Source organism: Pseudacidovorax intermedius, assembly GCF_001476815.1.
GTDB lineage: Bacteria > Pseudomonadota > Gammaproteobacteria > Burkholderiales > Burkholderiaceae_C > Xenophilus > Xenophilus intermedius_A.
On the sequence record NZ_LDSL01000014.1, the window covers coordinates 1 to 12,737 of the forward strand.

Below are 12,737 nucleotides of genomic sequence, written 5' to 3' on the forward strand. Positions count from 1 at the left end.
ATGACGATGTACGACACCTCGGGGAACTCGAGCGTGGCGCGGCGCAGCTCGCCGGCCATGGCCGAGGCCTTGGCCAGGGTGATGCCGGGCGGCATCTGCACCTGCAGCCAGAGCGAGCCTTCGTCCAGGTAGGGCAGGAAGTCGTGGCCGGTGGTGGCGAAGAGCAGCACCAGCGCCACCGCCGCCACCGCGCAGGCCGCCAGCACGCCGCGCGCATGGCCCACCGTGCGCGTCAGGAAGCGGCCATAGCGCACGGCCAGCCATTCGAGCACCGGGTTGTGCACGATGCGCCGCGGCTTGCGCAGCGCCAGCCAAGCCAGGCCCGGGATGAGTGTCAGCGCCACCAGCAACGCGCCCACCAGCGCCGCGCCCACCGCATAGGCCATGGGCGAGAAGAGCTTGTATTCGATGCGCTGGAAGGCGAAGAGCGGCAGGTAGGCGCAGACGATCACCGTCATGCCGAAGAAGATCGGCCGCGCCACCTGCAGCGTGGCCTCGATGGCATCGCTGGCCGCGAGCGGGCGGCCCTCGGCCTCCTCGCGCCGGCGCAGGATGTTCTCCACCAGCACCACCGCGCCGTCCACCAGGATGCCGAAGTCGATGGCGCCCAGCGACAGCAGGTTGGCCGGAATGTGGAACTGGTGCATGAAGATGAAGGCGATCAGCAGCGCCAGCGGGATCGTCAGCGCCACGATGGCGGCCGCCCGCGGGCTGCCCAGGAAGAGCAGCAGCACCACCGCGACCAGCACCATGCCCTCCATCAGCGTGGACGACACGGTGTGCAGCGTGGCGTCGATGAGCGAGGTGCGGTCCAGGTAGGGCACCACCTTCACGTCCCTGGGCAGCAAGTGGTCGTTGAGGTCCTGCACCGCCTCGTGCACCGAGGCGAGGGCCGTGGACGGGTTGCGGTCCTTCAGCAGCAGCACGATGCCTTCGATGGTGTCGGGGTTGGCGTCCTTGCCCAGCACGCCGCGGCGCTCGACGTTGCCGTAGGCGAGCCGGCCCAGGTCCTTGACCAGCACGGGCACGCCGGCCTTGGTCTTGACCACCACGTTGCCCATGTCGTCCAGCGAGCGCAGCAGGCCCACGCCACGCACCACGTAGCTCTGCTCGCCGCGGTCCACGATGCTGCCGCCGCCGGTGGCGTTGTTGTTGTTGAGCGCGTCCTTCACGTCCTGCAGCGACAGGTCGTACTGCTGCAGCTTGTCGGGCTCCAGCTCCAGCATGAACTGCGTGGTCAGGCCGCCGAAGTTGGCCACGTCCACCACGTCGGTGGCCTTCTTCAGGCGCGGGATCACGGTCCAGAACTGCAGCTCGGACAGCTCGCGCAGGCTGCGCGTCTTGGATTCGAGCGTGTAGCGGTAGATCTCGCCAGTGGGCGAGGTGTAGGCGTCCAGCCCCGGCGAGGCGCCGTAGGGCAGGGTGACCGCGTTGATGCGCTCCTGCAGCCGCTGGCGGGCGAAGTAGCCGTCGGTGCCGTCCTCGAAGACGACGGTGATGAGCGACAGCGCGAACAGGCTGCGCGAGCGCAGCACGTGCATGCCCGGCGTGCCGAGCAGGGCGCGCTCCAGCGGCACGGTGATCTGCTGCTCCACCTCTTCGGCGCCCAGGCCGGGCACCTGCGTGACGATCTGCGAGCTGACGTCGGCGATGTCCGGATAGGCCTCGATGGGCAGCTGCTTCCAGCTCCAGTACCCATAGAGCGCCACGAAGACGAACAGGAGCCAGGCGATGCCGCGCCGCTGGAAGGCCAGGGTGACGAGCTTCTCAATCATTGAGCAGCACCCCGCCCTGCACCACGATGCGCTCGCCGGGCTTCAGGCCTGCCAGCAGCGCCAGCCGGTCGCCGTCGGCCGGACCGACCTGCACTTCGCGCGATTCGTACTGCGCGGGCGCCGTCTGCACGAACACGCGCGTGGCCAGGCCGCTCTGCAGCACCGCCGAGGCCGGCACCAGCAGCGCCGGCTGCGCCGGGCCCTGCAGCGTGGCATGCGCGAACATGCCCGGCTTGAACAGGCCCTCGCGGTTGTCGATGGCCACGCGCACGCGCACCGTGCGGGTGTCGGTGTCCACCAGGTCGCCGATGTAGCGGGCCTTGCCTTCGAAGACGCGGCCGGGGTAGGCGTCGAGCGCGATGCGCACCGGCTGGCCCACCGAGAGCTGCGCGATGTCCTTCTCCGGCACGCTGGCGCTCATCCACACGGTGGACAGGTCGGCCACGGTCATCATGGCGGCGGTGGTGTCGTTCCAGTAGCCGCCCATGGCGCCGGCCATGTCCACCACGCGGCCGGCGATGGGCGCGCGCAGCACGTACTCGCGGCGCGACGCGGCATCGGCCGGTGCGCCCAGCTGGGCCAGGCGCTCACGGGCGGCGCGGGCATCGCTTTCGGCGGACGTGAGCGTCTGCCGCGCGGCCTCGAGGTCCTTGCCGGCCGAGATGTCGGCCTGGTGCAGGGCCTGCTGCCGCGCGAAGTCCTGCCGCGCCTGCAGCAGCGCGGCCTGGGCCTTGGCGTCGTCGCGGTAGGCCGAACCCAGGTCCGGCGAATCGATCGTGACCAGCGGTTCGCCGGCCTTCACCCGGTCGCCCAGCTGGTGGTGCAGCCGCACGATGCGGCCTGCCAGCGGGGGCACGATCTTCACCAGCCGCTCGGGCGCGGCCTCGATGACGCCGGGGGCCTCCAGCGTGGGCGCGAAGGGCTGCGCTTCGACGGCCGCGACGACCAGCGCCTTGCGCAGCGGCGAGGCGGCGGGGATGTCGATGCGGCTGCTGTGGCGCTGGAGCCCGGGGCTGGCGCTGGCCGCCGTGGCGCCGTCGGCGACGGCGGAGGAGGGGCTGCCCTGGCAGCTGCACAGGGCGGCGGTGCCGAGCAGCAGCAGGGCGAGGGTGGAAATCGGCTTCATGGCGGCGTGGAGAAAACGGTGGGAGCGGTGCGGCGTGCGGCAGATCGGCGGCGCGCGTGGCGTTGGTGGTGCGTGTGGATGGGCAAGGGGCGAGCGCGCGCGGCCGCGCCTGCCCCGGACGGCGTGCGTTCCGGTGGCAGGTCGGTCGTTCGGAGAAAGCGGCGCGTTGACGCACCGGCGGGCGTCGGCGGCCCCGTGACGGGGCCGCGGCGCGGCTCACCGGTGCCGGAAGGCCGCGGGATTCAGCAGGGCGTGCGGCGCGCGGGCGTGGCGCGCTCGGACAGTGGCCGGATGCCGGTGCGGCCGGCGCAAGGCGAGGCGCCGTGGCGCCTGTGCGGGTCGGGGTCCATGGGCATCCTCCTCATCGTCGTGGCGGTTTTGGCGTCGAGACGGAATGCTCGCACCGGCCGGCGCCGCCGGCCAGCGCGCATTGGGACGGCGCGCCTGCCCCCGAGGCCGTCCTGGCTATACCAAGGTATAGCGGGCGGGCGGCGACACCGTCACGCCCGACGGCTGGGGCCCCGCCTGCCCCAGGGCCCGCGCCCGCAACTGCCCGCAGCCTCCGTCCACGTCCTGCCCCGCCGAATGGCGCAGCTTGGTCAGGATGCCGCGTGCATGCAGCGTGCCGGCCATGCGCTCGCAGGCGTCCAGCGCCGGCCGGTCGAAGCCGCTGCCTTCCACGCTGTTGAAGGGAATCAGGTTGAGCACGCCCCAGCGGCCGTGCAGCAGCGCGACGATGCCGTCGATGTCCTCCGGCCGGTCGTTGATGCCCGCCAGCAGCGTCCACTGGTACTGCACCGGGTAGCCGCTGGCGCGGCCATAGGCGTCGGCGGCCTCGACCAGCGCCTGGGGCGTCATGTCGGGCGCGCGCGGCAGCAGGCGGCGGCGCAGGGCAGCGTCGGTGGTGTGCAGCGACAGGGCCAAGGCCGGGCGCACGGTCTGCCGGTGCAGCCGCTCGAAGGCGCGCGGGTCGCCCACGGTGGAGAACACCAGGTTCTTGTGGCCGACGTTGCCCACGGTGCCCAGGAAATCGATGGCCTCCATCACCGCGTCCAGGTTGTGCGAGGGCTCGCCCATGCCCATGAACACCACGCGCGTCACGGCCCGGCGGGCGCGCGCCAGCGCCACCTGCGCCACGATCTCGGCGCTGCGCACCTGCCGCAGCAGGCCTGCGCGGCCGGTCATGCAGAACTGGCAACCCACCGCGCAGCCCACCTGCGAAGAGACGCACAAGCCGCCGCGCGGCAGCAGCACGCTTTCGACCGTCTGGCCGTCGGCCAGGCCGACGAGCAGCCGCTGGGAGCCGTCGGCGCCGGGGTGCACCGACTGCACGTGCGCCAGGCCAGCAAGTTCCGCCTCGATGGCGGGCAGTTCGGCCAGCAGCCCGGCGGGAAAGAAGCTCGCGGGCGGGCGCTTGCCGCCGTGCGTGGCCAGCGCCTGCGACCAGGTGCGCAGGATGCGCCGTTCATGGCTGGGGCCGGCGCCGGCGGCGCGCAGGCGGGCGCGGAGTTCGTGGAGGTGCATGGTCGGCGGAGAAGAGCGGGCGATGCTAGCGCCATGGAAGGGCCCGCGCGTTCCTGGTCCTGTGGAACGGGAAGGCGGGCATGCGGGGTGGGCCGCCTCAGGCCCCTGGCCGCGTCGCCCGGTACAGCGCCCGCACCAGGTCCGACTGCGTGATGATGCCCACCAGCCGCCGGTCGGCATCGATCACCGGCAGGTGGTGGTGGCCGTCCTCCGAGAACACCGGCACCAGCTCGGACAGGCGGCGGTGGCTGCTGGCCACGCGCACGTTGCGCGTCATGATCTGGCCCACTGTCTCGGGCTTGTCGGAATGGGTGAGGCCGTCGCGGCGCAGCAGATGGCGCAGGCGCTCGGTCAGGCCCTCGCGGCGGTCGGCGCCGGCATGGCGCAGGAAGTCGGCCCGCGTCAGGATGCCCACCACGCGCTGCGAGCGGTCGGTCACCGGCAGGGCCTTGACGCGGCGCTCGCGCATCAGGGACCAGGCGTCTTCGAGCAGCGTGCCGAACTGCACCGTCACGGGCTCGCGCGACATCACGTCGGCGCAGCGCAGGTCGCCGAAGTTGCGCGCGTAGGCGGCCGATTCGGCGAACTGCAGGATCTCCTGCAGGTCGTCGCGGCTCACGTCCAGCACCTGGTTGTAGTGGGCGAGGGCGGCGTCCAGGTCGGCGCCGGTGAAGCGGCCGCCCGGCGGCGTGGCGGCCGGCGCCTGCGGCGCATGCGGATAGCGCCGGCCGGTGAGGCCGTTGTAGAGCATGCCCGCCAGCACCAGCAGCAGCGAATCGACCAGCATTGGGAACAGCGCAAAGCCGAAGCCCACCCCGCCCAGCGCCGCCAGCAGGGCCGAGGCGCCGCCCGGCGGATGCAGGCAGCGCAGCGCGAACATCACGGCGATGGCCGCCAGCACCGCCACCGCGCCGGCCCAGGCCGGGTCGGGGATGAGCAGGGCGCAGGCGCTGCCCACCAGGGCCGACACGGTGTTGCCGCCCACCACGGCCCAGGGCTGGGCCAGCGGGCTGGCCGGCACGGCGAACACTAGAACGGCGCTGGCGCCCAGCGGCGCCACCAGCCAGGGGGCGGTGGTGCCGGTGCGCAGGGCCCACCAGCGGGCGACGAGCGCCGTGACCAGGATGCCCAGGCCGGCGCCGGCGAAGGCGCGCAGCCGTTCGCGGGCATCGACGTGGGCGGCGGCGGGGTGGAAGCGGGCCGCGAGGTCGGCCCAGGAGAGAGGTCGCATGGTCACGCAGGCAGAGCCGGGGGCGCGGTGCACCGGCGGGAGAAGAGGCCTCGGCGGTGCATGTCGCAGGCCGCCGGCCGGCATCCTACGTCGCGCACGGCGCCGGTGCAGGCGTGGATCTGGGCGGGCATGCGGGCGGGCCGCGGCGTCAGCCGTAGGGGATGAATTCGGCGCGCTGCTCGTCCACCTTGAGCGGCTGGCCGACGAAGGGAAAGGCGCGCTGGGCGCAGTCGCGCCGCTCGCAGACCTTGCAGCCCATGCCGATGGGCGTGGCGCGGGCCGGGTCCTGCAGGTCCAGCCCGTCGGCATAGACCAGGCGCGGCGCGTGCCGGATGTCGCAGCCCAGGCCGATGGCGAAGGCCTGGCGCGGTGCGCCCCAGCCCCGGCTGCCGCCGGCCACCGTGCGTGCCACCCACAGGCTGGTGCGGCCGTCGGGCATGCGGGCGAGCTGGGGCAGGATGCGCCCCGGCTGGCTGAAGGCCTCGTACACCGCCCACAGCGGGCAGGTGCCGCCGGTGCGGCTGAAGTGGAAGTGCGTGGCGGACTGCCGCTTGGAGATGTTGCCCGCACGGTCCACCCGCACGAAGAAGAAGGGCACGCCCGGCGCGCCCGGCCGCTGCAGCGTGCTTAGGCGGTGGCAGGCCGTCTCGAAGCCCACGCCGAAGCGCAACGCCAGCAGGTCGATGTCGTGCCGCAGCGCTTCGGCGGCCGCCAGGTACTCGCCGTAGGGCAGCAGCAGCGCGCCGGCGAAGTAGTTGGCCAGGCCGATGCGCGCCAGCCGGCGGGCGGGGGCGTCGGCGTCGAAGGGCGCGGCGGCCGTGAGCGCCGACAGCGCGTCGTCCATTTCCAGAAAGGCCAGCTGCGTCGCCATCTGGAAGGCCTGCTGCGCGGGCGCCAGCAGCGGCGACAGGGCCAGCGTGCGGCTGGCCGCGTCGTACTGGCGCTTGCCGGCCGCGGCGGCCTGGGCGGGCACGACGCGCACGTCGTGCCGCTCGCGCAGCCGCTGCACCAGCCACGGCGCCATGGCGCCGCCGCGCGCGCCGGTCTGCGCCGCCAGCGCCTCCGCGGCGCGGTCCAGCGGGTCGAAGTGGTTCTGGTGGGCGAAGAAGAAGTCGCGCACCGCCTCGAAGGGGGTGGCGCGCGGCAGGCCGAGCTCGGACGAGCGGTCATCGCCCAGGCGCAGGGCCATGGTTTCCAGCTGGGCCTGCAGGTCCAGCTGGCGGCGGTACAGCGCGACCAGCGCGCGGCCGAGCGCGGGCATCTGGGCCGCCACTTCCTGCAACTCGGGGAGGCGCACCGGCTCGGCGGCATCGGCCAGGGCCTCGCGCAGGCCGGCCACCAGGCGCGCCTCGTCGTCCTCGGAGAAGGCCTGGATGTCCACGCCCAGCGTGCGGTTCAGCCGCAGCAGCACCGCGACGGTCAGCGGGCGCTGGTTCTGCTCCAGCTGGTTGAGGTAGCTGGGCGACAGGCCCAGTGCCTGCGCCATGGCGAGCTGCGAGAGGCCGCGCTCGGCCCGCAGGGTGCGCAGGCGCACGCCCATGAAGCTCTTCTTCATGCGGCTGCCCGCTGCCAGTCGATTCGCAGAATTTGCAGATTCGCCGATATCGTTCGCACTGATTCGCCTTTTCAGTTCTGGTGGGAGGGCGCCATTCTGCGTAGATTGCGAAGCCTTGCAAGCCGGCCCTTTCGCCGCTGCGCACCGTCAGGAGACCCGCCCCCATGAGCCTCGCCACCGCCCTCGCTCCCGCGCCGGACGCCGCCCCCGGCTTCAAGCCCAAGAAGTCCGTCGCGCTGTCCGGCGTGGCCGCCGGCACCACGGCCCTGTGCACCGTGGGCCGCAGCGGCAACGACCTGCACTACCGCGGCTACGACATCCTGGACATCGCCGAGGTCTGCGACTTCGAGGAGATCGCCCACCTGCTGGTGCACGGCACCTTGCCCACCCGCACCGAACTCGCGGCCTACAAGGCCCGGCTGCGGTCCCTGCGCGGCTTGCCGGCCAGCGTGAAGGCAGCCCTGGAGCGGCTGCCCGCCGCCGCCCATCCCATGGACGTGATGCGCACCGGCGTCTCGGCCCTGGGCTGCGTGCTGCCCGAGAAGGACGGCCACGGCGCCGCCGGCGCCCGCGACATCGCCGACCGCTTGCTGGCCTGCCTGGGCTCGATGCTGCTGTACTGGCACCACTGGAGCACCAACGGCCGGCGCATCGAGGTCGAGACCGACGACGACGCCATCGCCGGCCACTTCCTGCGCCTGCTGCACGGCCAGCGCCCGGGGGAGGAGTTGGTGCGCGCCATGCACACCTCGCTCAACCTCTATGCCGAGCACGAGTTCAACGCCAGCACCTTCGCCGCGCGGGTCATCGCCGGCACGGGCAGCGACATGTATTCCTGCATCGCCGGCGCCATCGGCGCGCTGCGCGGCTCTCGGCATGGCGGTGCCAACGAGGTCGCCTTCGAGGTGCAGCAGCGCTATGCCACGCCGGACGAGGCCGAAGCCGACATCCGCCGGCGCGTCGAGGCGAAAGAGGTGGTGATCGGCTTCGGCCACCCGGTCTACACCGTGGCCGATCCGCGCAACGCCGTCATCAAGGGCGTGGCCCGGCGCCTGTCGCAGCAGGTCGGCGACCTGCGGCTGTTCGACATCGCCGAGCGGCTGGAGTCGGTCATGTGGCAGGCCAAGCGCATGTTCCCCAACCTCGACTGGTTCAGCGCCGTGAGCTACCACCGCATGGGCGTGCCCACGGCCATGTTCACGCCGCTGTTCGTCATCGCCCGCACCAGCGGCTGGGCCGCCCATGTGATCGAGCAGCGGCAGGACAACAAGATCATCCGGCCCAGCGCCGTCTACACAGGCCCCGAGGACCGGCGCTTCGTGCCGCTGGACCAGCGTGGCTAGCGTCGTCGACGCCGCGGACCGACCGGATGCGCGCGGCCCCGACGCGCCGCCGAGGGCCGATGGCCCTGCGGCGCGCAGACCGCGCAGGTTCCAGTCAGGTTCGCGCACCGACCATCCCGCGCCCGGTCGGCCGCATGGTGCGGCCCGCCAGCCTGGAGACTTTCTTTCGTGACCCTCAATCGCCGCCTCTTCACCACCGGCCTCGCCAGCCTGGCCCTGCCGCTCGGCTTCGACGCTGCCGCGCAGGACGGCTATCCCAGCAAGCCCGTCCGCATCGTCTGCCCCTTCGCGCCTGGCGGCGGCTCGGACTTCATCGCCCGCGTGGGCGCCAACCTGCTGTCCAAGGGCGTGGGCCAGTCGGTCATCGTGGACAACCGGCCCGGCGCCGGCGGCACTCTGGGCAGCGACTACGCCCTGCACCAGCCGGCCGACGGCTACACGCTGCTGCTCGTCGCCGGCAGCTACACGGTCAACCCGGCGCTGTACAAGCTCAAGTTCGACCCGGTCGCCGACATGACGCCGGTGATCCAGCTGTCCAAGGGCGCCTACGTGCTGTGCATCAACCCGAACAAGGTGCCGGCCAAGAACATGGCCGAGCTGCTGGACTACATGCGCAAGAACCCGGGCAAGGTCAGCTTCGCCTCGGCCGGCAACGGCAGCCACCTGCACATCGCCACCGAATACCTGTTCGGCATGGCCAAGGTCAAGGGCACGCACATTCCCTACAAGGGCACCGGCCCCGCCGTGACCGACCTGGTGGCCGGCAACGTGGACATGCTGGTGGCCGGCACCGAGGCGCTGATGCCCTTCGTCAAGGCCGGCAAGCTGCGCGCCCTGGGCGTGACCACCGCGCAGCGCCTGACGGCCTATCCGGACATCCCGGCCATCGCCGAAGCGGGCCTGCCCGGCTACGACGTGATCGCGTGGCACGGCCTGATCGCACCCAAGAACCTGCCGCCTGCCGTCCTGGCCAAGATCAATGGCGCCATCAACACGGGCCTGAAGGCGCCTGAGCTGGTCGCGCAGCTGGAGCCCACGGGCGTGTCGCCCGCCGGCGGCACGCCGGAGCAGTTCGGCGCGCTGATCAAGGCCGAGATTCCGCGCTACGCCAAGGTGGCGCGCGACAACAACATCCAGGCCCAGTAAAAAGGGCGGGGCCGGGTTCGCCTGCCGGCCTTCTTTTTCAATGCGGCGGCGCATCCCAGCGGTGCGCCGCCCGCGCCACGATTCCATGAACCGCCTCCACCGCCAGCCGCTTCCCGCCACCGACCTGCATTTCTACGACGCCCGCGCCGCCATCGAGGCGCTGCAGCCCGGCGCCTGGGCCCGGCTGCCCTACACCGCGCGGGTGCATGCCGAGAACCTGGTGCGCCGTGCCGAGCCGGCGCGGCTCGACGACTACCTGCGCCAGCTGATCGAGCGCCGCCGCGACCTGGACTTTCCCTGGTACCCGGCACGGGTGGTGTGCCACGACATCCTGGGCCAGACCGCGCTGGTGGACCTGGCGGGCCTGCGCGATGCCATCGCGGCCGAAGGCGGCGATCCGGCTGCCGTGAACCCGGTGGTGCCGGTGCAGCTGATCGTGGACCATTCGCTGGCAGTGGAATGCGGCGGTTTCGATCCCGACGCCTTCGCCAGGAACCGCGCCATCGAGGACCGCCGCAACGAGGACCGCTTCCACTTCATCGAGTGGACCAAACACGCCTTCGACAACGTGCAGGTGATCCCGGCGGGCAACGGGATCATGCACCAGATCAACCTGGAGAAGATGTCCCGGGTGGTGGCCGTGCAGGACGGCGTGGCCTATGCCGACACCTGTGTGGGCACCGACAGCCACACGCCGCACGTCGATGCGCTGGGCGTGATCGCCGTGGGCGTGGGCGGCCTGGAAGCCGAGAACGTGATGCTGGGCCGCGCCTCGTGGATGCGGCTGCCGGACATCGTGGGCGTGGAGCTGGTCGGCGAGCGCGCACCGGGCATCACGGCCACCGACATCGTGCTGGCGCTCACCGAATTCCTGCGCCAGCAGAAGGTGGTCGGCGCCTATGTCGAATTCTTCGGCGACGGCGCGGCGCGGCTGTCCATCGGCGACCGCGCGACCATTTCCAACATGTGCCCGGAATACGGCGCCACCGCCGCGCTCTTCGCCATCGACGGCCAGACGCTGGACTATCTGCGCCTCACGGGCCGCGACGAAGCGCAGGTGCGCCTCGTCGAGACCTATGCCAAGGCGGCGGGCCTGTGGGCCGACACGCTGGCCGAGGTGGAGTACGAGCGCACGCTGCGCTTCGACATCGGCACGGTCGAGCGCAACCTGGCCGGCCCTTCCAACCCGCACCGCCGCCTGCCCTCGCGCGTGCTGGCCGAACGCGGCATCGCCGATGCGGCCAAGCTTGCGGCCGGCCGCGCCGACGAGGCCGCGGGCCGGCTGCCCGACGGCGCCGTGGTCATTGCCGCCATCACCAGCTGCACCAACACCAGCAACCCGCGCAACGTCATCGCCGCCGCGCTGCTGGCGCGCAATGCCAATGCGCATGGGCTGGTGCGCAAGCCCTGGGTCAAGACCTCGCTGGCGCCTGGCTCCAGGGCCGTGGAGCTGTACCTGCAGGAAGCCGGCCTTCTGGGCGAGCTGGAGCGGCTGGGCTTCGGCATCGTCGCCTTCGCCTGCACCACCTGCAACGGCATGAGCGGCGCGCTCGACCCGGCGATCCAGCAGGAGATCGTGGACCGCGACCTGTACGCCACCGCCGTGCTCTCGGGCAACCGCAACTTCGACGGGCGCATCCATCCCTATGCGAAGCAGGCCTTCCTGGCCTCGCCGCCGCTGGTGGTGGCCTATGCCATCGCCGGCACCATCCGCTTCGACATCGAGCGCGACGTGCTCGGCACCGACGCGCAGGGCCGCGAACTGCGCCTGGCCGACCTCTGGCCCAGCGATGCGGAGATCGACGCCGTGGTCGCGGCGAGCGTCAAGCCCGAGCAGTTCCGCCGCGTCTACGACCCCATGTTCGCGATCCGCGCCGACGGCGAGGCACGCGCGAAGCCGCAGTACGCCTGGCGTCCGCAGTCCACCTACATCCGCCGCCCGCCCTACTGGGACACCGAGGGCATGGGCGCGCTCGCGGCGCAGCCCCGCACCCTGCGCGGCATGCGGCCGCTGGCGCTGCTGCCGGACAACATCACCACCGACCACCTGTCGCCCTCCAACGCCATCCTGGCCGACAGCGCGGCCGGCGAGTACCTGGCGCGCATGGGCCTGCCGGAGGAGGACTTCAATTCCTACGCCACGCACCGCGGCGACCACCTCACGGCCATGCGCGCCACCTTCGCCAATCCGCAACTGGTCAACGAGATGGCCATGGTCGACGGCGTGGTGCAGAAGGGCTCGCTCGCCCGCATCGAGCCCGAAGGCCGCGTGGTGCGCATGTGGGAGGCCATCGAGACCTACCTGCAGCGCCGCCAGCCGCTGGTGGTGATCGCCGGCGCCGACTACGGCCAGGGCTCCAGCCGCGACTGGGCCGCCAAGGGCGTGCGCCTGGCCGGCGTCGAGGTGGTGGTGGCCGAGGGCTTCGAGCGCATCCACCGCACCAACCTGATCGGCATGGGCGTGCTGCCGCTGGAATTCCTGCCCGGCACCACGCGCCTGACGCTGGGCCTGGACGGCACCGAGACCTACGACGTGGAGGGCGAACGCACGCCGGGTGCGCAGCTCGATCTGATCGTGCACCGCCGCAGTGGCGAGGTGTTGCGCGTGCCGGTGCGCTGCCGGCTGGACACGGCAGAAGAGGTGTCGGTGTACGAGGCCGGCGGCGTGCTGCAGCGCTTTGCGCAGGATTTCCTGGCGGGGCAGGGGACTTTGGCTTTGGCGGGCGAGGGCGAGGGGCGCGCCCCCTCTCCCCAACCCCTCTCCCGCGAGGGGAGAGGGGCTCGCGCGGTGTGAGTGCTGATGTGGCGAGCCATTGCGCGTCGTTCTGTGAAGTCCTTCCTTCCGATGCGTTCTGTGAATTCCTTCCTTCCAGTCGGTGCCGTGAAGTCCTTCCTTCCGATGTGTTCCGTGAAGTCTTTCCTTCTGGCGTAGCCCCGTCGTTCGTGACAATGTCCGCCGATGTTCCTCCCCGCCTTGCCCATGGACGCAGGGGAGGCCGTGTGGCTCCCCTCTCCCCTCGCGGGAGAGGGGTTGGGG

At 72.0% G+C, this 12,737-nt stretch carries 8 protein-coding genes; 3 read left to right on the forward strand and 5 right to left on the reverse strand.

Translation table 11 applies throughout. The features are described from left to right. The 5 genes from NS331_RS01920 to NS331_RS01940 all read right to left on the reverse strand — a co-directional run. Positions 1–1,775 (reverse strand): efflux RND transporter permease subunit (locus NS331_RS01920; protein WP_153012710.1); only part of this gene is annotated, 1,775 nt, incomplete at its 3' end. Continuing rightward, complete coding sequence (locus tag NS331_RS01925; protein WP_082702199.1) at positions 1,768–2,901, reverse strand: efflux RND transporter periplasmic adaptor subunit; 1,134 nt, start codon at positions 2,899–2,901, stop codon at positions 1,768–1,770. The genes NS331_RS01920 and NS331_RS01925, both read right to left, overlap by 8 nt. A gap of 465 nt (positions 2,902–3,366) precedes the next feature. Further along, a complete protein-coding gene (locus NS331_RS01930; RefSeq protein ID WP_058640337.1) occupies positions 3,367–4,425 on the reverse strand; it encodes an RNA methyltransferase in 1,059 nt (352 codons plus the stop codon). Positions 4,426–4,522: 97 nt separating this feature from the next. After that, positions 4,523–5,656: an HPP family protein gene (locus NS331_RS01935; protein ID WP_058640338.1), complete on the reverse strand. Its 1,134-nt coding sequence runs from the start codon at positions 5,654–5,656 to the stop codon at positions 4,523–4,525. 148 nt (positions 5,657–5,804) lie between these two features. Continuing rightward, positions 5,805–7,211, reverse strand: coding sequence for a short-chain fatty acyl-CoA regulator family protein (locus tag NS331_RS01940; protein WP_058640339.1), 1,407 nt, complete (start codon positions 7,209–7,211; stop codon positions 5,805–5,807). A gap of 164 nt (positions 7,212–7,375) precedes the next feature. Here NS331_RS01940 and prpC point away from each other — a divergent pair, with 164 nt between their 5' ends. The 3 genes from prpC to acnD all read left to right on the forward strand — a co-directional run bounded on the left by prpC (position 7,376) and on the right by acnD (position 12,494). Continuing rightward, positions 7,376–8,554 (forward strand): bifunctional 2-methylcitrate synthase/citrate synthase, encoded by a 1,179-nt coding sequence (gene prpC, locus NS331_RS01945; protein WP_058640340.1) that lies wholly within the window; start codon positions 7,376–7,378, stop codon positions 8,552–8,554. 168 nt (positions 8,555–8,722) lie between these two features. After that, positions 8,723–9,700: a tripartite tricarboxylate transporter substrate binding protein gene (locus tag NS331_RS01950; RefSeq protein WP_058640341.1), complete on the forward strand. Its 978-nt coding sequence runs from the start codon at positions 8,723–8,725 to the stop codon at positions 9,698–9,700. 85 nt (positions 9,701–9,785) lie between these two features. Next, positions 9,786–12,494 (forward strand): Fe/S-dependent 2-methylisocitrate dehydratase AcnD, encoded by a 2,709-nt coding sequence (gene acnD / locus NS331_RS01955; protein ID WP_082702200.1) that lies wholly within the window; start codon positions 9,786–9,788, stop codon positions 12,492–12,494. Positions 12,495–12,737 lie beyond the last annotated feature (243 nt).

Coding starts and splice junctions, on each gene's coding strand:
- prpC (WP_058640340.1), top strand. CDS start 7,376: ATGAGCCTCGCCACCGCCCTCGCTCCCGCGCCGGACGCCGCCCCCGGC.
- NS331_RS01940 (WP_058640339.1), bottom strand. CDS start 7,211: ATGAAGAAGAGCTTCATGGGCGTGCGCCTGCGCACCCTGCGGGCCGAG.
- acnD (WP_082702200.1), top strand. CDS start 9,786: ATGAACCGCCTCCACCGCCAGCCGCTTCCCGCCACCGACCTGCATTTC.
- NS331_RS01925 (WP_082702199.1), bottom strand. CDS start 2,901: ATGAAGCCGATTTCCACCCTCGCCCTGCTGCTGCTCGGCACCGCCGCC.
- NS331_RS01935 (WP_058640338.1), bottom strand. CDS start 5,656: ATGCGACCTCTCTCCTGGGCCGACCTCGCGGCCCGCTTCCACCCCGCC.
- NS331_RS01930 (WP_058640337.1), bottom strand. CDS start 4,425: ATGCACCTCCACGAACTCCGCGCCCGCCTGCGCGCCGCCGGCGCCGGC.